Genomic DNA, 18,615 nt, shown 5'->3' on the forward strand with positions numbered 1-18,615 from the left:
CGATGCTGACAGGCTCGCAGTCGGGTGCGGATCGGTCGACGGGGTTGACGGACCGCGGGGCGGGCGCTACAGAGCGCGAGTATTTATCCTTGCGGGTACGTAACCCTTCAGGTACATTTCAACCCATGGACGCCGTACTGCAAGCCCTCGCCGACCCGAGCCGTCGGGTCGTGCTCGGGATCCTGCGCGACCATGAGGCTACGGCGGGAGAACTCGCCGACGCGCTGCCGATCGCCCGCCCCGGGGTCTCCCGGCACCTGCGCGTGCTGCGCGAGGCGGGCCTCGTCGACGTTCGGCAGGAGGCGCAGCGGCGGATCTATCGCCTGCGGCCGGAGGCGCTCATCGGCATCGACGCCTGGCTGGACGACTATCGCGATCTGTGGATCCAGCGACTCGACGCCCTGCACACCGAGATCGCGCGAGGGAAGAAGGACGGGACATGATCGTGACCGGCACGATGTGGGAGATCGACGACGCCCACGGGGGCATCCGCGTGGAGGACGTGTACGACACCGACATCGCGGACCTGTGGCAGGCGTGCACGGATCCGGCGCGTCTGGAGCGCTGGATCGTGAAGGTGCACGGCGACCTCCGCCCGGGCGGTGTGCTCGACGCGACGTTCACGAGCACCTGGACCGGGCGGATGCGGATCGACGTCTGCGAGGCGCCCCGTCACCTCGTGCTCACCCAGCAGCCGGGCACCGAGGAGGAGACGGTGATCGAGGCCTGGCTCCAGGCGGAGGGCACGCGCACGCGATTGATCGTCGAGGAGCGCGGGCTCGGATCCGGCGTGCTGCACTTCCACGCCGCGGGCTGGCAGGTGCACCTCGAAGACCTCGGGCTCTCGCTGCGGAACGACGCGCCTACCCATCCCGGCGGCTGGTCGTCGCAGCAGCCCGCCGAAGCGTGGCGGTCACGCTGGCAGGAGCTGATCCCCGCTTACGAGCAGGTCCGCGCCGGCTGACGCACGTCGTCAGCGCACGCGGCGGTCCTGCGCGAGTGCGATGAGCCGCTCCAGCACCGGGCCGGAGCGCAGGCCGTTGTGCTCATGCTCGCTCGTCACCCACAGGCGCAGGTCGGGCAGGAGGGCTGCCGTCTCCATCGAGAACTCCAGCGGCACGTACGGGTCGTTGACGTAGACGGCCGCCGCACCCCGGGCACCGGAGCCCGCGATGGCCTCGGCGTCGTAGATCGTGGGCCACGCGTGCTGCGCGAGCGCGAGCGACACGTCGCGCCACGGGCGGAACGCCGGCACCGTCTCCGTCCAGTCGCGGCGGATGTGCTCTCCGGTGAACAGCGTCACGTCGGCCGCGAAGTCGGCGGGTTCGACGCGCTCCGCCGACCAGTCGGTCACATGCCCGTTCGCGTAGCTGGACTCGTGGAACACGAAGTAGAGGGGGTTGCGGCCGTCGAACGGCATGGCCGCGGCGAGGTCGTACCGGAACGCGTTGGAGCCCGGTTCGAGCTCGAGCAGCTTCCACACGGTCTGCCACCCGTCGTCGGTGCCCAGCGCGGAGCCGACCGACCGCAGCCGGGACGGCGAGACAACCTCTCCGTCGGGCAGCACGATCTCGCCGGCGTCCGCAAGATCCACGAGCCGGCGCATGCGGTCGCGGTGCTCGGGGAACCGGCGGTAGTACCGCTCGGAGGCGTCGCGCATCTTGTCGTAGCAGAGGGCGTAGACCTCGTCCGGGGTGCGCGTGACCGTGCTCAGACCGCCGGTGAGATAGGCGGTGTCGACCGAGGCGGCGTTCGTGGAGAGGTAGGCGAGCGTCGTGAAGCCGCCGAAGGACTGCCCGAGCACGTTCCATCGCTCCGCGCCGAGGTGCTCGCGCATCGCCTCGCAGTCGCGCACGATCGAGTCCGCCCGCAGATGCGTGAGGTGCTCGGCGACGGCCTCGGAGCCCAGGGCGAGGATGTCGTCCGACACCGGCGTCGACCGGCCCGTGCCGCGCTGGTCGATCATCACCACGCGATAGTGGGCCAGCGCCTGGTCGAGCCAGGACGGGCCGGCGGGCGTGTGCAGGGCCCGCGGCGCCTCGTGTCCCGGACCTCCCTGGAGGAACACCAGATAGGGCAGGTCCTCTCCGCCCGGACGGATCACCACCGACGCGAAGACGTCGATCGTGCGGGCGTCTGCGGGATCGGACCACACCAGGGGCACGGTGAGCGTGTGCTCCTCGAGCGTCAGGTCCATCATCCGGCGGCGCAGGACAGGGGCGGCAGAGATCGTCATCACATCACATTCCCGATGTAGGAGTACTTCACGAACACTTCTTCGGCGAGACCCGATTCCTCCAGCAGCCCCTGCACGGCACTCATCATGTACTTCGAGTCCCAGCCCATGTAGAGGAAGTGGTCGTCGTCGAGCTGGTCCCAGGGCCCGTTCCACGCCTTCTCGTCGTAGATCGGTCCTCCGTTGCGGGCGTTGAACGCGTCGAGCGCCGCACGGGTATCGGTCCAGCCGCGACGGAAGACGCGGTTGAACAGGTACTTCACGTCGGGGACGTCCCACCGCTCGCCGCGGTACTCGACGTACTCGAACTCGCGCTCCCAGCCCGCGGGCCAGCCGCGGCGGCGCACGGCGTCGAGGATCGGGGTCAGGCCGTCGTCGTCGATGTCGGTGACCGCGGGGCGCGGCCAGATCCGCAGGAAGGCGTCGGTGAGGTCGGCCGTGCGCCGCGAGATCGCAGCGGTGCCCCACGCGTCGAGCTCGGCGAGGGCGGCGGTCCCCGCGATCCGGCTGCGACGGTACGCGTCGCGCTTGCTGGGGAAGGAGTCTCCGAAGACGCGCTCCGCGAGCGACTCCTCGATGAGCGTCAGGTTGCCGAGCGTGGTGGCGAGGGCGCGGTGGCTGTTCTGCTCGTCCTCGGTGTACTCGCTCCACGGCCGCACGCCGTCGCCGGACCAGTTGTTGTGCGGGGCCGGAGGCACCACGTACTCGACGTCGTAGCCCTCCGGATCCTGCAGCCCTTCGAGGCGTCCGAGCACGTATAGCGCGTGCGGCAGATCGGCGAACTTCAGCGCCACCCGGATGCGCTCGTCCGAGGGGGTGATGCGCGCGAACGCCTTGAGCAGCTGCTCGGGGCCCTCGGTCCTGGCCCGACACAGGCGCGCGATGAGGCGGTCGGTCGGCACGCCGACCACCGCGCGGCGCAGCAGCAGGGACTGCACCCGCTCGAGGGTGCGGAGGAGCTCGTCCTTCGTGATCGCCCCGTGCCGGTGGTCGCGGTAGGCGCTCATCACGAGGGGGTAGGTCGAGCGCCCGAAGGTGTTCACGTACGCCAGCTGCCGGCGGATCTCCGGATCCTGCTCCCGCGCGGGATCGAGCAGCACGCCGTAGATCTCGGCATACTCGCGCCAGACGAGCGCCTGCGCCCGCAGCGTCTCGAGGTCCGGCCGGGGGAACTCGTGGCGGAATGCGCTGTACACGCCGTGCTCTCCGGCGACGGCGACCTCACGACCGGTGGTCATGATCAGGTAGTGCCGCCAGAAGGCGCCGATCGCCTCACCCGTGCTGCGCTCGATCGGCAGCCAGAACTCGTCCTCCACCTGCTGCTGCTCGGCGTGGGAGAGGCCCATGAGCACGTAGTTGTGGATCAGCTCGTGGTCGCGGAGCGGCTCGCCGGTGGAGTTCAGGCTCTCGAAGATCTGCTGCGCGCTGGCTGCCGCGCCGAGCGTGATCGCGACGTGCTCGAGCTTCTGCAGCCCGCGCCAGATCCGCGGCGCCTCGTCGGCATGCACCTGGGAGCGGAAGAACGCGTAGTTGTCGTCGAAGCGGGACTCGGGCTGGTCCGGTGCACGACGATCGAGCACGACCGACTCGAAGAGCCCCGCCCACGCCTCGTGCGGACGCAGCTTGGTGCGGTCCGGATCGCCGGGGCGCACCAGGACGCGCTCGAGTTCCTCGGCGAGCGCGCGATCAGTCTCGCGCACGGAGTGGTGCAGGGCGGCGATGAGGAGCATCAGCGTGGTGATGCGCTGCTGACCGTCGATCAGGATGAGGTCGGCCTGCGGATGCGCGTCGTCGGCGGCGGACAGGATCGAGCCGATGAAGTGGCGGTGCGCATCGTCCTCGTCGGCGACGGCGCGGATGTCGGTGAGAAGCTTCTCGCAGCCGCCGATGTCCCAGCGGTACTGGCGCTGGTAGACGGGAACCACGATCGTGGTCTCGGGGGAGGACAGCCACTCGATCGTTGACACTGCGGTTGCTTCGACGTTGGTGGCCGTGCTCATGCTCGCTGCGCTTCTCCTCGGTTCCGGACTGCTCATCCAGTCTATTCAGGCGCGGATCCGGGCTCGGATATTCACGGCCGGGCCCTGGGGCGCGTCGGAGGGCCGCTGTTAGGCTGTCCTAAGAAGGGCCTGTTAAAACGTGCTGGCCCCTTATGAAAGGACATGACTCGCTCATGGCATACATCAAGTCCGCCGCCCTCGAGGACAAGGGTTTCGTCGTCCTCGACAGCTACAACCAGGAGCTCGACCCCAAGGAGTGGCTCGACATCGAGTACAACGACTGGAAGTCCTCCGGTGACACCCGCTTCGCGCCGCTCGCCAGCGCCAAGGGCGAGATCGAGTGCAACGGCTTCTGGAACCACGTGCCCCCGCGTACGGACAAGGACGGCGTCTGGATCGAGTCGCAGACCGCCAAGGCCCCGAACCTCACGCGTCGCGCGCAGGAGCCGGGCGCGAACGTCGGCCGCTGCCGCGTCATCGAGCTGCAGCCCACGCCCTACGGCGAGTGCCTGTACAACCTGCACCAGGACGACAACAACCGCCTCAACCCGGACGGCACCGGTTGGGTCGTGCGCGGCTTCTTCAACCTCACCGACGACAAGGACAGCTACTTCGTCCTGCGCGAGAACCGCACCGACCCGAGCGTCGAGTACCGCATCGCCCTCCCGGCGGGGGCGCAGCTGATCGTCGACACCCAGCGCCTCTGGCACGCCGCCACCCACAACGGCACCGAGCCGCGCTACTGCCTCATCACGTCGTGGACCTCGGGCCCGGAGCTCGACGCCTACATCGAGAAGTACCACGGCACGCAGGACGTGGAGAACTACCCCGTCGACCAGGCGATCCTCGACGCGGGTTACGAGGAGCAGGCGCGTCGTGACGCCGCTCGCGCCGCGTACTACGCCGCCAAGGGTCAGCAGGAGAAGATCGCGATGAGCGAGGCCTGAGCCTCGTCAGTCCCTGAGCCCGTCCCAGGGCACCGAGGGGCCCTCGGCAATGCAGTTCCCGGCGTGCTTCGCGCACCCTCCACAGGAGACGGGAGCGGCGCTGCCGAGGGCCCTTCGCGTGGTCGGGGCACCCCGACTCGTTGAGGGTCGGTCCCGCCCTCGTGCTAGCTTCGGGAACGTGCCGTACGCGAAGCGAGACGGCTCTCGACGACCGGGGGGCGCTCATGGTGCGGCGAAGAGACCTGCGTGCGCGGGCGACGGCTCTGCTGGCGGGGACTGCACTCGTCCTGCTCGCCGGCTGCGCGGCGTCGACGAGCGACGAGGGGCAGCGGCTGCGTGAGGTGGTGCTCGATCTGCCGGGCGTGGCCTCCGTGCAGACGCGCAGCCAGGACGCGTCCTTCGACCGGCAGCCCTCCGTCGAGACGATGGTGACGACGACGCACGACGTCACGTCGGATCAGCTGCTCACGATGGTGCGCACCTGGCACGAGGCCGTCGAGTCCGCCATGCGACCCGCGGCGGCACTGAAGGTGACCGTCGCGCGTGAGGACTGCCACCTCGCGGTCGACGGAGAGTCGGATCGCACGGCTCTGGCCGACACCGCCTCGTTCATCTGGGCTGCGTGCAAGGCCGTCCCGGGCGGGGTCGTCGATCTGGAGAGCCGGCACTACGGGCGGCAGTTGTTCGTCAACACCCGCACCACGACCGACCCGAACGACGACCCGCTGTTCGTGGACGGACTGCGGTCGCTGCCGGGCGCCCAGGTGACCGGCGACTACTGGCGGTTGCGTGGACAGGACGGGCCGGAGCAGACCTACCACTGGTGACGTCCGCCGATCGCCGACACCTCCGTGGAATGACATGCTTGTGATTTCTTCGGGCATCGGTGAGAATGGGCGCATAACCGCATACCCGCCGTGCTTCGCGGATCAGGTCGTAGGGGAAGACGCACCTGATGAAACGGAGAAACCCATGGCGACAGCACAAGCACGCGGAGTGGTGTACATCCACTCGGCACCGCGCGCGCTCTGTCCGCACCTCGAATGGGCGGTCGGGCGCGCTATAGGGCGCGCCGTCAACTTCGAGTGGTCGGAGCAGCCCGTGCTCGACGGCGCCCGCCGGGCCGAGTTCTACTGGGACGGCCCCGTCGGCACCGGTGCCGCGCTCGCGACCGCGATCCGCGGCTGGGAGCACCTCCGGTTCGAGGTGACCGAGGACCCCACTCCGCGCAGTGACGGCGGGCGCTGGCTGCACACGCCCGACCTGGGTGTGCATTACGCGCAGACCGACGCGGCCGGCAACATCGTGGTCGGCGAGGATCGGATCCGCTACGCGATGGAGATCGCCGCGGGCAGCCCGGTGGAGCTGCAGCGCGAGCTCGACGTGGCGCTCGGCACCGCATGGGACGAGGAGCTGGAGCCGTTCCGCCACGCGAGCGACGACGCGCGCGTCGTGTGGCTGCACAAGGTGGGTTAGGCCGCTGCGCTGGCAGGTGGGATAGGCCGCTGAGCCGGCGGGCCGGCTGACAGCAGAAGGACTCGTGTCGCGCTCCATCACAGAACGGAGCGCGACACGAAGGGACGAGGATCGGAGGAGGCGCGATTATCGGGAGTCGGAGAGCAGTGTCCCGGAGACCGAGAAAGCGTATCCCCGATCCGCAACCGGAGATAACAGAACAGCACAACCGAAGAGAACGAGAATCGCCCCGACCGCTTCGATGGGGAAGCGCCCGGGGCGATGCTCGTGGAGGCGGGGTCAGTCGTCGTAGGAGCGGATCGCGACGACCGCGTTGTGCCCGCCGAAGCCGAACGAGTTGCTGATCGCGAGCTGCGGACCGTCGCCGAGCGGCTGCGGCTCCACGGACAGCCGGAACGGGACCGCGGGGTCCGGCTCGGTCATGTTGATCGTGGGCGGCGCGACGCGATCGCGCAGAGCGAGGATCGTGAAGACCGCCTCGAGTGCACCGGTGCCGCCGAGCAGGTGCCCGGTGGACGCCTTGGTGGCCGACACGGGGATCTCGTCGATCCGGTCGCCGAACACGCTCTTCAGCGCCTCGTACTCGTTCGGGTCGCCGACCGGGGTCGACGTCGCGTGCGCGTTGATGTGCGTGACCTCGTCGGGGGTCGCGCCCGCCTGAGCGAGCGCCGCCTCGACGGCACGCGTCGCGCCGGCACCACTGGGGTCGTTCGCCGTGATGTGGTAGGCGTCGGCGGAGACACCGCCGCCGACGATCTCGGCGTAGATCTTGGCACCGCGAGCCAGGGCGTGCTCGAGGGTCTCGAGCACGAGCGCGGCACCGCCCTCGCCCATCACGAAGCCGTCGCGGTCGATCGCCCCGGGCCGTGACGCGTGCTCGGGGTCGTCGTTGCGGCGCGAGAGCGCCTGCGCCGAGGCGAAGGCAGCCATCGTGATCGGGTGGATCGCGGACTCCGCGCCTCCGGCGATGACGACGTCGGCGAGCCCGTCCTGCAGGTGCTCGTAGGCGTTCGCGATGGACTCGGTGCTCGAGGCGCACGCGCTCACCACGGTGCGGGCGTAGGCCTTCGCGCCGAAGTGGAGCGAGAGGTTGCCGGCGCCGGCGTTCGGCATCAGCATCGGGACCGTCAGCGGCATCACCCGGCGCGGGCCCTTCTCGCGCAGCGTGTCCCACGCGTCGAGCAGCGTCCACAGGCCGCCGATGCCGGTGGCCCAGTCGACGCCCAGTCGCTCGGGCGCGACTTCGGGTGCTCCCGCGTCTTCCCACGCCTCGCGCGCGGCGATCATGGCGAACTGCACCGACGGGTCGAGACGCTTGGCCTCGTGACGCGGCAGCACCTCCTCCGGACGGACGGACGCCTCAGCGGCGAACGTCACCGGGAGCTGGTGCTCGGCGACCCAGTCGTGGGTCAGGGTGTGCGTGCCGGAGACGCCGGCGAGCAGGTTCGCCCAGTTCTCCGGGGCGGTGCCGCCGAGGGCGGACGTAGCACCGATGCCGGTGACGACGATGCGCTTGGTCATGCGTGATCCTTCTCAGGGGAGCGGGGGAGGGGGAAGCGGAGGATGCCACGCCCCGCGGCTGCGGGGGTGGCATCCGCAGGTGTCACTCCTGGCCGGCGACGATGAAGTTCACGGCGTCCCCGACGGTCTTGAGGTTCTTCACCTCGTCGTCGGGGATCGTGACGCCGAACTTCTCCTCGGCGTTGACGACGATCGTCATCATCGAGATCGAGTCGATGTCCAGGTCGTCCGTGAAGGACTTCTCCAGGGCGACCTCCGAGGCGTCGATGCCGGTCTCGTCGGTGATGAGCTCTGCCAGGCCGGCGAGGACCTCGTCGTTGCTGAAAGCCATGATTTCCTCTTTCTATGGGGTGGTTTCGGAACCGGTGAACAGTCTAGGAGTCGGCGGGCCCCGGTCAGGGGAGCACGACCACCTGCGCGCCGAACACGAGACCGGCGCCGAAGCCGATCTGCAGGGCCAGGCCGCCGCTCAGCTCGGGGTGCTCGGCCAGCAGACGGTGCGTGGCGAGCGGGATGGACGCGGCAGACGTGTTGCCGGTGGTCTCGATGTCGCGGGCGATGATGGTCGTCTCCGGCAGCTTCAGCTGCTTCGCGAACTCGTCGACGATGCGCATGTTCGCCTGGTGCGGGATGAAGGCGGCGAGGTCGGATGCCTCGACTCCCGCCTGCTCGAGGGCCTGCTTGGCGACCTTCGCCATCTCCCAGACGGCCCACCGGAACACGGTCGGACCCTCCTGGCGGAGCGTCGGCCACGGCGCCTTGCCGTCGCGGAACTCGGTGAGGGTGTGGTTCATGCCGACGGCGTCGGCCTTCGATCCGTCCGAGCCCCACACCGTCGCGGAGATGCCGGGGGTGTCGCTCGGGCCGATCACGACGGCGCCCGCCCCGTCGCCGAGGAGGAAGGAGATGCTCCGGTCGGTGGGATCCACGATGTCGGAGAGCTTCTCCGCGCCGATCACGAGGGCATGACGGGCCGCTCCGGCACGGATCAGCGCGTCGGCCTGGGCCACCGCGTAGGCGTAGCCGGCGCATGCCGCGTTGATGTCGTAGGCCGCGGCGGGGTTCGCGCCCACGCGGTCGGCGACGATCGCTGAGACGGAGGGCGTCTGCTTGGGGTTGCTGATCGTCGCGACGATGACCACGTCGATGTCGGACGCGGCCACGCCGGAGCGCTCGATGGCCTCCGCGGCCGCGGCGGTCGAGAGGTCGATCGCATCGGTCTCGGGGACCGCGCGGGTGCGCGTGACGATGCCGGTGCGCTGCCGGATCCACTCGTCGCTCGAGTCGATCGGGCCGATGAGGTCTTCGTTGGGGACGGCGTTCTCGCCGCGCGCGGCGCCGACGGAGTAGATGCGCGTGTAGGCGGGGCCGGTGGCCTGCTTGAGTGTGGTCATGCTGCTTCTCCGTTCAGCAGCGCCACCGCCGCGTCGAGGTCTTCCGGGGTCTTCACGGCGACGGCGGGGACGCCCCGGAGGCCGCGCTTGGCGAGCCCTGTGAGCGCGCCTGCCGGCGTCAGCTCGATCAGGCCGGTGATGCCGTTCTCGGCGAACGACGCCATGCACAGGTCCCAGCGCACGGGGGAGGAGACCTGCGTCACGAGGTTCTCCAGCGCCGTGGCGCCGTCGGCGAGCACGGAGCCGTGCTTGTTGGTCCACAGGGTCACGCGGGGATCGGCCGGCACGACGTCCGCCACGGCCTCGCGCAGAGCGGCGACGGCGGAGGACATGTAGTCGGTGTGGAACGCTCCGGCCACCTGCAGCGGGATCACCCGGGAGCCGCGCACCGGCGACTCCGCGAGGGCCGCGAGGGCGGGCAGCGCGCCCGCCGCGACGATCTGACCGCCGCCGTTGTAGTTGGCGGGCGTGAGGTCGAGATCGGCGAGGAGCGCGAGCACCGCCTCCTCGTCACCGCCGAGCACGGCGCTCATGCCGGTCGGCGTCTTGGCGGCGGCGTCGGCCATGGCGCGGCCGCGGATGCCCACGAGACGCATGGCGGTCGGCGCGTCGATGACGCCGGCGCCGACGACCGCGGCGAACTCGCCGACGGAGTGCCCGGCGATGCCGTCCGCCGCGCGCCCGGCGCGCTCGCGCAGGGCCTTCTCCGCGACGAGCGACGCGGCCACGATGAGCGGCTGCGCGATCCGCGTGTCGCGGATGGTGTCCGCGTCCGACAGCGTGCCGTGCTCGATCAGGTCGACCTGGGCGGCCTCCGAGTAGGCGGCCAGGTCTTCGGCGACGCCGTCGAGCTCGAGCCAGGGGGAGAGGAAGCCGGGGGTCTGGGAGCCCTGTCCTGGGCATGCGAAGACGATCACGTTCCCAGTCTGCCAACGATCGGCCGGATTCGGTGGCTCAACCCTCACAAGAATCCGGAAATCGGTTGTTCGCGATCCACAGATCGCGGGCGGAACGGACTCGGGACCCCGATCAGCGGGGGCGACGCGGACGCAGCCCGCGGCGGACCGGATCCGCCGTGCCGATCGTGCCGAGCACGAGGGCCGTCTGCAGGATGAACGCCTCGCGGGGACCGGTCGCGTCCCAGCCGATCACCTCGCTGATCCGCTTGAGCCGATAGCGCACCGTGTTCGGGTGCACGAACAGCTCCCGGGCGGTGGCCTCGAGGGAGCGGCCGTTGTCGAGGTAGCTCCACAGCGTCGTCACGAGATCGCTGGAGTGGTCGTTCAGCGGCCGGAAGACGCGCTCGATCAGGGTCAGCTTCGCCAGCGGGTCGCCCGCGATCGCGCGCTCGGGCAGCAGCTCGTCGGCGTCCACAGGACGCGGCGCGCCCCGCCACGCGCGCGCCACGGCGAATCCGGCCAGGGCCGCGCGGGCGCTCTGCCCCGCATCCACGAGTGCCGCCACGGCGGGGCCGACCACGACATGCCCGGGGCCGAACGACGGCTCGAACGTGCGGGCGATCTCGGCGAACGAGAACTCGTCCGCGTCGTCGTCCTCCGCCGTCGCCGGCTTCGCGCGTCCCACGACCAGCACCAGGCGGGATCCCTGCACGCCGATGAGCACGTCGACCGCCAGTTTGCGGGCCGTGCGGCGCACCTGATCGACGTCGAACTGCGGCGGCGTCGTGCCGACGATCACGCACACCTCGCCGTGACCGTGCCAGCCGAGCGCCGCGATGCGGCTGGGCAGCTCCTCATCGGCCTCGCCGGTGAGGATCGAGTCGACGACGAGGGCCTCGAGGCGCGCGTCCCACAGTCCGCGGGCCTCGGCCGCGCGGGCGTACACGTCGGCGGCGGCGAAGGCCACGTCGCGCGAGTACAGCAGGATCGCGTCGCGCAGATGACGTCCCTTGCCGGCCACCCGCTCCTCGGTCACCTCGACCGTGACCCGGATGAGCTGCAGGGTCTGCTGCAGGCTCACGCTGCGCAGCAGCTCGCGCGGGGCGGCGGCGAAGATGTCGGCGGCGATCCAGGGCGTCGACGTCGGATCGTCGTACCACTGGATGAAGGAGGTGATGCCCGCCTGCGCCACCAGCCCGACGGCGGAGCGTCGGGCCGGCGGCATCTCGGCGTACCACGGCAGCGAGTCCTCGAGACGCTGCAGGGTGGCCGTGGCGAGATCACCGGAGATCCGGCGCAGCCACGCCAGCGTCTCCTCCTTGGTCATCTCAGGGGGTCGGCTCATCGTGCTGCGCGGGTCAGCTCTCGCCGCCGGCGTTGCCGCTGGTTCCCGCGTTCACGTTGTACAGGTCGTACTTCGAGATCGCCTGGCCCACGACCGAGCGGTCGATGCGGCCCTGGTCGGCCAGCGCCTGCAGCGCGCGGACCACCATCGACGGGCCGTCGATCTTGAAGAACCGGCGGGCGGCGGCACGGGTGTCGGCGAAGCCGAAGCCGTCGGCGCCGAGCGTGTAGTACGCGCCGGGGACCCACTGGCGGATCTGGTCCTGCACGGCGTGCATGTAGTCGCTCGTCGCGATGAACGGGCCCTGCGCATCCTTCAGCTTCTCGGTGAGGTAGGCCGTGTGCGGCTCCTCCTCCGGGTGCAGGAAGTTGTGCTCGTCGGCGGCGAGGCCGTCGCGGCGCAGCTCGGTCCACGAGGTGACCGACCAGACGTCCGCCGACACGCCCCAGTCGGCGAGCAGCAGCTCCTGGGCCTCGACGGCCCACGGCACGCCCACGCCCGAGGCGAGCAGCTGCACGCGCTCACCTTCGCCGGACCCGACCGACACGCGGTGCAGACCCTTGCGGATGCCCTCGACGTCGACGTCCTCCGGCTCGGCCGGCTGACGCATCGGCTCGTTGTAGACCGTGAGGTAGTACATGACGTCGGGGTCGGGGTGAGTGCCGCCGTACATCCGCTCGATGCCGTCCTGCACGATGTGTGCGACCTCGTAGCCGTAGGCCGCGTCGTACACGAGCGTGGCCGGGTTGGTCGAGGCGAGCAGCGGCGACTGGCCGTCGGCGTGCTGGGTTCCCTCACCGGTCAGCGTGGTGCGGCCGGCGGTGGCGCCGATGATGAAGCCGCGGGCCATCTGGTCGCCTGCGGCCCAGAAGGCGTCGCCGGTGCGCTGGTAGCCGAACATCGAGTAGAAGATGTAGATCGGGATCAGCGGCTGTCCGTGCGTCGCGTAGGCGGTCGACGTCGCGGTGAACGCGGCGGCGGCTCCCGCCTCGTTGATGCCGACGTGCATCAGCTGGCCCTGCGGGCTCTCCTTGTACGCGAGCAGCAGCTCCCGGTCGACCGAGGTGTAGTTCTGGCCGTTCGGGTTGTAGATCTTCGCGGTCGGGAAGTACGCGTCCATGCCGAACGTGCGCGCCTCATCCGGGATGATCGGGACGATCCGCTCGCCGAAGCCCTTCACCCGCATGAGGTCCTTGACCATGCGCACGAAGGCCATCGTCGTGGCGACCTCCTGGTTGCCCGAGCCCTTCTTCGGCAGCGCGTAGTCCTTGTCCTGCGGGAGCTCCAGCCCGACGTGCGTGGTGCGCCGCTCGGGCAGGAAGCCGCCGAGGTCGCGACGGCGGTCCAGCATGTACTGGATCGTCTCGTCGTTCTGCCCCGGGTGGTAGTACGGCGGGCGGTACGGGTCGGCCTCGAGCTGCGCGTCCGAGATCGGGATGTGCATGGTGTCGCGGAACAGCTTGAGGTCGTCCAGCGTCATCTTCTTCATCTGGTGGGTCGCGTTGCGGCCCTCGAAGTGCGGACCGAGGCCGTAGCCCTTGACCGTCTTCGCCAGGATGACCGTGGGCTGGCCCTTGTGCTCCATGGCCGCCTTGTAGGCCGCGTACACCTTGCGGTAGTCGTGGCCGCCGCGACGCAGGTGCCAGATGTCGTCGTCGGAGTAATCCTTGACCAGGGCCAGCGCGCGCTCGTCCCGGCCGAAGAAGTTCTCGCGCACGTAGGCGCCGGACTCCGCCTTGAACGTCTGGAAGTCGCCGTCCGGGGTGACGTTCATGAGGTTCAGCAGCGCGCCGTCGGTGTCACGGGCGAGCAGGTCGTCCCACTCGCGGCCCCAGACCACCTTGATGACGTTCCAGCCCGCTCCGCGGAAGAAGCTCTCCAGCTCCTGGACGATCTTGCCGTTGCCGCGCACCGGGCCGTCGAGGCGCTGCAGGTTGCAGTTGATCACGAAGGTCAGGTTGTCCAGACCCTCGTTCGCGGCAACCTGAAGCTGGCCGCGCGACTCGACCTCGTCCATCTCGCCGTCGCCGAGGAACGCCCACACGTGCGAGTCGTTCTGCTTGATGCCGCGATTGGCCAGGTACTTGTTGGTCATCGCCTGGTAGATCGCGTTGATCGGGCCGAGGCCCATCGACACGGTCGGGAACTGCCAGAACTCCGGCATCATCCGCGGGTGCGGGTAGGACGGCAGGCCGTTCGGCGCGCCGGACTTCTCCTGGCGGAACGCGTCGAGCTGCTGCTCGGTGATCCGGCCCTCGAGGAAGCCGCGGGCATAGGCGCCGGGGGAGGCGTGGCCCTGGTAGAAGATCTGGTCGCCGCCGTAGGGGTGGTCCTGGCCGCGGAAGAAGTGGTTGAAGCCGACCTCGTACAGCGAGGCGGCCGAGGCGTAGGTCGAGATGTGTCCGCCCACGCCGATGCCCGGGCGCTGCGCGCGGTGCACCGTGATCGCCGCATTCCAGCGGATCCAATGGCGGTACCGACGCTCGAGCTCCTCGTCACCCGGGAAGGCGGGCTCGTTCTCCGGGGCGATCGTGTTGATGTAGTCGGTGGTCGGAACCATCGGCACGCCCAGGTGCAGGTCCTTGGAGCGCTTCAGCAGGCTGAGCATGATCTCGCGGCCGCGGCCGTGACCCTTCGCGCCGACGAGCTCGTCGAGCGATTGCTGCCATTCGCTGGTCTCTTCGGGATCGCTGTCGAGCGGGCCCTGGGAGTACGGATCCTGGTCGTGAACAGTCACAGGAGGCCTTTCGTCTGTCTGGCAGGTCTTGCCAACGAAATCGGGATGCGTCGCGGGGGAGGCTTGTCGACTCCGCACAAGAGCGCGCGTCTGTCAGCCTAGCCCCGATCGGGATGCGCGGGTGCACGCGGTGACGAGCATCGAGGTGCGCCCAGAGAGACTCGAACTCCCGACCACATCGGTGTAAACGACGTGCTCTACCAACTGAGCTATAGGCGCGTGCCCTCCAGCCTAGCGGGGCCGGTGTGCCAGGGTGGGGCCATGGACCTTCCGCACGACGATGTCGATCCCGACGGCCTGCTGGAGTACTCGGTCGTCTTCACGGACCGCTCCCTCAACCACATGTCCGCGCGGTTCGTCGCGGTCATGCAGGACATCCAGGCCGACCTGCGCGCCGCGTACGGTGCGACCACGACCGCGGTGGTGCCCGGCGGCGGGACCTATGCGATGGAGTCCGTCGCACGCCAGCTCGCGACCGGGCGGCGCTGCCTGATCGTCCGCAACGGGCTGTTCTCCTATCGCTGGTCGCAGATCCTCGAGGCCGGCGACATCGCCCGCAGCACGGTCGTGTGCACAGCCCGTCCGGACTCGGACGACGTGCAGGCGGCCTGGGCGCCGGCACCGATCGACGAGGTCGTCGCCGCGATCAGGGCCCAGCGCAGCGACGTCGTCTTCGCACCGCACGTCGAGACCGCCGCAGGCATCCTGCTGCCCGACGACTACGTGCGGACTCTGGCCGAGGCCGTGCACCAGGTCGGCGGTCTGCTGGTGCTCGACGCGATCGCTTCCGGCGCGCTCTGGGTCGACATGGCGGCGCTCGGCGTCGACGTGCTGATCTCGGCACCTCAGAAGGGGTGGAGCGGATCCCCGGGCGCCGGGTACGTGATGCTGAACGAGGCGGGCCGGGATGCGGTGAGCTCGCGGACCTCCTCGAGCTTCGCGCTGGATCTGGCGAAGTGGCTCTGGATCTCGGAGGAGTACCGCGATGGCAGGGCGCCGTATCACGCGACCATGCCCACGGACACGCTGCGGCACAACGCCGTCCTGATGGCCGAGACGCGCGAGCGCGGGTTCGAGGCGCTGCGCTCCGCCCAGTGGGACCTGGGCGCCAGGGTGCGTGCGCTGCTGGCGGAGCGGGGGCTGCCGTCGGTCGCCGCGGCGGGGTTCGCCTCGCCCACCGTCGCGGTGGTGCACACATCGGATCCCGGTCTGCGCACGGGGGCCCGATTCCGCGAGCAGGGGCTCCAGATCGCGGCCGGCGTGCCGCTGCACTGCGGCGAGCCCGAGGCGTTCTCCACGTTCCGGATCGGATTGTTCGGACTCGACAAGCTGGCCGACGTGGACGGCACGGTGCAGCGGCTCGCCGACGCGCTGGACCGGATCGGGCGCTGAGCCCGGTCCGGTCGTCCGCGCGCGCTCAGCGCCTGGACGCGTTGACGCTCTCGGGGCGCAGGTCCAGCCGGCGCAGGAGCTGCGCGTTGAGCGCGACGACCACGGTGGACGCCGACATGAGGATCGCTCCGACCGACATCGGCAGCAGGAAGCCGATGGGCGCGAGCACGCCCGCGGCGAGCGGGACCGCGAGCAGGTTGTAGCCCGCCGCCCACCACAGGTTCTGCCGCATCTTGCGGTAGGCCGCCCGGGAGAGCTCGATCGTCGCGACCACGGAGCGCGGATCCGAGCTCGCGAGCACGACTCCGGCGGATCCGATCGCCACATCCGTCCCCGCGCCGATCGCGATGCCGACATCGGCCTTGGCCAGCGCTGGAGCATCGTTGACGCCGTCGCCCACCATTGCGACGACCTGGCCCGAGGACTGCAGCTCGGCGACGCGCGCCGACTTGTCCTCGGGGCGCACTCCGGCGAAGTAACGCGGGATGCCCAGGTCCGCGGCCACGCGTGCCGCGACCGTCTCGGCGTCGCCGGTGATCATCACCACGTCGATCCCGCGCTGCTGCAGGGCGCGCACGGCGGTGCGGGACTCCTCGCGGATCGCGTCGGCGAGACGGAGCGCTCCTGCGACGGCGCCGTCGATCAGCACGTGCAGGATGATCGCCCCCTCGGCGCGCCAGTCCTCGGCGGCGGCCAGCTCCGCGACGCCGGCGCGCTCGAGCAGCGCGGGCCCGCCGACCTCGACGACCCGCCCGGCGACGACGGCGCGGACGCCCAGCGCCGGCTCGGAGCGGAAGTGCGAGGAGTCCGCCGGCGCGAGTCCCCGGCTCTCCGCGGCCGAACGGATCGCCGCTGCCAGCGGGTGCTCCGAATCGGTCTCCGCCGCCGCGGCGGCGGCCAGCACGTCGTCCTCGGTGAAGCCGGCGGCCGTGGAGATCCCGGTCACCGCGGGTGCACCCTCGGTGAGCGTGCCCGTCTTGTCGAACAGGACGGCGTCGACCTGGCGCATCCGCTCCAGTGCCATGCGATCGGTGACCAGGATCCCGCCGCGGGCGGCGCGCTCGGTCGCGATCGACACGACGAGCGGGATGGCGAGGCCGAGCGCATGCGGGCAGGCGATCACGAGCACAGTGATCACGCGGACGACCGCGGCGTCCGGAAGGCCCAGGGCCGTCCAGGCGACCGCGGTGACGACACCCGCAGAGAGTGCGAACCAGAACAGCCATCCCGCCGCGCGGTCCGCGAGCCGCTGCGCGTGGGAGGAGGACGCCTGCGCGTCGGCGACCAGGCGCCCGATGCCGGCCAGGGCGGTGTCGTCGCCGATCGCGGTCACGCGGGCGCGCAGGGCCGAATCGGTGGCGATGGTCCCGGCGACGATCGTGTCGCCCACGGTGCGGGCGACGGCACGCGATTCGCCGGTGATCATCGACTCGTCGATGTCGGCGGATCCCTGTACGACCGTCGCGTCGGCGGGGACCCGTCCGCCGGGACGGATCAGGACGACGTCGCCGACGCGGAGCTCGGCGGGGGAGACGGCCTCGACATCGTCGCCGACGACGCGCTCTGCGGTGTCGGGCAGGAGCGCTGCGAGCGAGTCCAGCGCCGAAGTGGTCTGCGCGAGAGAGCGCATCTCGATCCAGTGCCCGAGCAGCATGATCACGATCAGCAGTGCGAGCTCCCACCAGAAGTCGAGCTCGTGGTCGAGGATCCCGAGGGTCGCACCCCACGAGGCGACGAAGGCGACCGTGATCGCCAAGGCGATGAGCAGCATCATGCCCGGACGGCGACCGCGGAGCTCGCCGACGGCCCCGGTCAGGAACGGACGACCTCCCCACACGTACAGCACCGACCCGATGACGGGCGGAATCGCTCGCAGCACCAGCAGATCCGGGATCCGATAACCGATGAGCATCGCGAACATGGGGGAGAACGCGACGACCGGAAGGGCGAGGACCAGCATGATCCAGAACAGGCGGCGGAACTGGCCGACGTGGTCGCCGTGGCCGGCATGACCGCCGTGAGCGGCGTGGCCGCTGTGGTCGCCGTGGTCGCTGTGAGCGGTGTGCTCGTGTTCCCTCGGCATGGCGTCGTCGTGCTCCGGACGACGATCGTGCATCGCGGAGTGGTCGACGGTGTGGCCTGCGTGCGGGCTTCGTTCATCCATGATGGGCCCAACCATATACCCCTAGGGGGTATTCCTGAAGGGCTTCCTGAAACCGAATAGGCTGAGCGCGATGGACGAGGCAGGGAAGACGGCGCGCGGTCTGCAGCGATGCCCGTGCGGCAGCGGCGACATCCTCGACGCCTGCTGCGGACCGATCCTCGGCGGCCGCCCGGCGCCGACCGCCGAGCGGCTGATGCGGTCGCGGTACACCGCGTTCGCGCTCGGCGATGCCGGGTACCTGCTCCGCTCCTGGCACGCCTCCACGCGGCCGGCCCGGCTCGAGCTCGATGCCGATCTGCGCTGGCTGCGCCTCGACATCCTCGCGACCATCGGCGGCGGACCGTTCGACAGGGAGGGTGTCGTCGAGTTCGAGGCGATCCACCGCGATCCGCTCGCACGCGGCGTCCTCCATGAGCGCAGCAGGTTCGTGCGCGAGGGCGGGCAGTGGTTCTACCTGGACGGCGACGTCTCCTGAGAGGCTCCGGCTCACGAGGGGGCGTCCCG

16 protein-coding genes and 1 tRNA gene are annotated in these 18,615 nt (G+C 70.3%); 7 read left to right on the forward strand and 10 right to left on the reverse strand.

The window, feature by feature from the left end; all coding sequences use genetic code 11:
• Window positions 1-125: 125 nt before the first annotated feature.
• On the forward strand, window positions 126-443 hold the full coding sequence (locus RL72_RS06895) for an ArsR/SmtB family transcription factor (RefSeq protein WP_045250076.1): 318 nt from the start codon (window positions 126-128) through the stop codon (window positions 441-443).
• On the forward strand, window positions 440-964 hold the full coding sequence (locus tag RL72_RS06900) for an SRPBCC domain-containing protein (protein ID WP_045250077.1): 525 nt from the start codon (window positions 440-442) through the stop codon (window positions 962-964). The genes RL72_RS06895 and RL72_RS06900 overlap by 4 nt, the downstream gene beginning before the upstream one ends.
• 9 nt (window positions 965-973) lie before the next feature.
• Here the strand turns inward: RL72_RS06900 and RL72_RS06905 are convergent, their stop codons facing one another.
• Complete coding sequence (locus RL72_RS06905) at window positions 974-2,236, reverse strand: alpha/beta fold hydrolase (RefSeq protein WP_045250078.1); 1,263 nt, start codon at window positions 2,234-2,236, stop codon at window positions 974-976.
• On the reverse strand, window positions 2,236-4,236 hold the full coding sequence (locus tag RL72_RS06910; protein ID WP_045250079.1) for a DUF262 domain-containing protein: 2,001 nt from the start codon (window positions 4,234-4,236) through the stop codon (window positions 2,236-2,238). The genes RL72_RS06905 and RL72_RS06910 overlap by 1 nt, the downstream gene beginning before the upstream one ends.
• Before the next feature lie 173 nt (window positions 4,237-4,409).
• Here RL72_RS06910 and RL72_RS06915 point away from each other — a divergent pair, with 173 nt between their 5' ends.
• The 3 genes from RL72_RS06915 to RL72_RS06925 all read left to right on the forward strand — a co-directional run bounded on the left by RL72_RS06915 (window position 4,410) and on the right by RL72_RS06925 (window position 6,659).
• Window positions 4,410-5,183, forward strand: coding sequence for a hypothetical protein (locus RL72_RS06915; RefSeq protein ID WP_045250080.1), 774 nt, complete (start codon window positions 4,410-4,412; stop codon window positions 5,181-5,183).
• Window positions 5,184-5,407: 224 nt separating this feature from the next.
• Window positions 5,408-6,010, forward strand: coding sequence for a hypothetical protein (locus RL72_RS06920; protein WP_045250081.1), 603 nt, complete (start codon window positions 5,408-5,410; stop codon window positions 6,008-6,010).
• Between the two features lie 145 nt (window positions 6,011-6,155).
• On the forward strand, window positions 6,156-6,659 hold the full coding sequence (locus RL72_RS06925; RefSeq protein WP_045250082.1) for a DUF3145 domain-containing protein: 504 nt from the start codon (window positions 6,156-6,158) through the stop codon (window positions 6,657-6,659).
• A 279-nt stretch (window positions 6,660-6,938) separates the two neighbouring features.
• Here RL72_RS06925 and RL72_RS06930 read toward each other — a convergent pair whose 3' ends face one another.
• The 7 genes from RL72_RS06930 to RL72_RS06960 all read right to left on the reverse strand — a co-directional run bounded on the left by RL72_RS06930 (window position 6,939) and on the right by RL72_RS06960 (window position 14,774).
• On the reverse strand, window positions 6,939-8,180 hold the full coding sequence (locus tag RL72_RS06930) for a beta-ketoacyl-[acyl-carrier-protein] synthase family protein (protein ID WP_045250083.1): 1,242 nt from the start codon (window positions 8,178-8,180) through the stop codon (window positions 6,939-6,941).
• An 82-nt stretch (window positions 8,181-8,262) separates the two neighbouring features.
• Window positions 8,263-8,511, reverse strand: a complete 249-nt coding sequence (locus RL72_RS06935; RefSeq protein WP_045250084.1) for an acyl carrier protein — start codon at window positions 8,509-8,511, stop codon at window positions 8,263-8,265.
• Window positions 8,512-8,575: 64 nt separating this feature from the next.
• Complete coding sequence (locus RL72_RS06940; RefSeq protein ID WP_045250085.1) at window positions 8,576-9,574, reverse strand: beta-ketoacyl-ACP synthase III; 999 nt, start codon at window positions 9,572-9,574, stop codon at window positions 8,576-8,578.
• Window positions 9,571-10,491 carry an ACP S-malonyltransferase gene (locus tag RL72_RS06945; RefSeq protein ID WP_045250086.1) on the reverse strand — a complete coding sequence of 307 codons (921 nt, stop codon included), beginning with the start codon at window positions 10,489-10,491 and terminating at the stop codon, window positions 9,571-9,573. The genes RL72_RS06940 and RL72_RS06945 overlap by 4 nt, the downstream gene beginning before the upstream one ends.
• Before the next feature lie 112 nt (window positions 10,492-10,603).
• Entirely contained in the window at window positions 10,604-11,818 is a 1,215-nt protein-coding gene (locus RL72_RS06950) for a PucR family transcriptional regulator (protein ID WP_045250087.1), read from the reverse strand.
• A 13-nt stretch (window positions 11,819-11,831) separates the two neighbouring features.
• The gene (aceE, locus tag RL72_RS06955) at window positions 11,832-14,555 is read right to left on the reverse strand and encodes a pyruvate dehydrogenase (acetyl-transferring), homodimeric type (RefSeq protein ID WP_045250088.1); all 2,724 of its coding nucleotides are present in this window, start codon (window positions 14,553-14,555) and stop codon (window positions 11,832-11,834) included.
• A gap of 146 nt (window positions 14,556-14,701) precedes the next feature.
• Window positions 14,702-14,774, reverse strand: a tRNA-Val gene (locus RL72_RS06960).
• Between the two features lie 42 nt (window positions 14,775-14,816).
• On the opposite strand from RL72_RS06960, the gene RL72_RS06965 reads away from it, so the two are divergent.
• Window positions 14,817-15,947, forward strand: coding sequence for an aminotransferase class V-fold PLP-dependent enzyme (locus RL72_RS06965; protein WP_045250089.1), 1,131 nt, complete (start codon window positions 14,817-14,819; stop codon window positions 15,945-15,947).
• Between the two features lie 25 nt (window positions 15,948-15,972).
• Here RL72_RS06965 and RL72_RS06970 read toward each other — a convergent pair whose 3' ends face one another.
• Entirely contained in the window at window positions 15,973-18,111 is a 2,139-nt protein-coding gene (locus RL72_RS06970) for a copper-translocating P-type ATPase (RefSeq protein WP_211256031.1), read from the reverse strand.
• 70 nt (window positions 18,112-18,181) lie between these two features.
• On the opposite strand from RL72_RS06970, the gene RL72_RS06975 reads away from it, so the two are divergent.
• Window positions 18,182-18,586 carry a YchJ family protein gene (locus RL72_RS06975; protein ID WP_045250090.1) on the forward strand — a complete coding sequence of 135 codons (405 nt, stop codon included), beginning with the start codon at window positions 18,182-18,184 and terminating at the stop codon, window positions 18,584-18,586.
• Window positions 18,587-18,615 lie beyond the last annotated feature (29 nt).

Source organism: Microbacterium azadirachtae (assembly GCF_000956545.1).
GTDB classification, from domain to species: domain Bacteria; phylum Actinomycetota; class Actinomycetes; order Actinomycetales; family Microbacteriaceae; genus Microbacterium; species Microbacterium azadirachtae.

Excerpts from the sequence above, each read along its gene's own strand:
- RL72_RS06910 (WP_045250079.1), bottom strand. The coding sequence starts at position 4,236 with ATGAGCACGGCCACCAACGTCGAAGCAACCGCAGTGTCAACGATCGAG.
- RL72_RS06975 (WP_045250090.1), top strand. The coding sequence starts at position 18,182 with ATGGACGAGGCAGGGAAGACGGCGCGCGGTCTGCAGCGATGCCCGTGC.
- RL72_RS06915 (WP_045250080.1), top strand. The coding sequence starts at position 4,410 with ATGGCATACATCAAGTCCGCCGCCCTCGAGGACAAGGGTTTCGTCGTC.
- RL72_RS06895 (WP_045250076.1), top strand. The coding sequence starts at position 126 with ATGGACGCCGTACTGCAAGCCCTCGCCGACCCGAGCCGTCGGGTCGTG.
- RL72_RS06940 (WP_045250085.1), bottom strand. The coding sequence starts at position 9,574 with ATGACCACACTCAAGCAGGCCACCGGCCCCGCCTACACGCGCATCTAC.
- RL72_RS06950 (WP_045250087.1), bottom strand. The coding sequence starts at position 11,818 with ATGAGCCGACCCCCTGAGATGACCAAGGAGGAGACGCTGGCGTGGCTG.
- RL72_RS06935 (WP_045250084.1), bottom strand. The coding sequence starts at position 8,511 with ATGGCTTTCAGCAACGACGAGGTCCTCGCCGGCCTGGCAGAGCTCATC.
- RL72_RS06905 (WP_045250078.1), bottom strand. The coding sequence starts at position 2,236 with ATGACGATCTCTGCCGCCCCTGTCCTGCGCCGCCGGATGATGGACCTG.
- RL72_RS06970 (WP_211256031.1), bottom strand. The coding sequence starts at position 18,111 with ATGGATGAACGAAGCCCGCACGCAGGCCACACCGTCGACCACTCCGCG.
- RL72_RS06965 (WP_045250089.1), top strand. The coding sequence starts at position 14,817 with ATGGACCTTCCGCACGACGATGTCGATCCCGACGGCCTGCTGGAGTAC.
- RL72_RS06925 (WP_045250082.1), top strand. The coding sequence starts at position 6,156 with ATGGCGACAGCACAAGCACGCGGAGTGGTGTACATCCACTCGGCACCG.
- RL72_RS06930 (WP_045250083.1), bottom strand. The coding sequence starts at position 8,180 with ATGACCAAGCGCATCGTCGTCACCGGCATCGGTGCTACGTCCGCCCTC.
- RL72_RS06920 (WP_045250081.1), top strand. The coding sequence starts at position 5,408 with ATGGTGCGGCGAAGAGACCTGCGTGCGCGGGCGACGGCTCTGCTGGCG.
- RL72_RS06900 (WP_045250077.1), top strand. The coding sequence starts at position 440 with ATGATCGTGACCGGCACGATGTGGGAGATCGACGACGCCCACGGGGGC.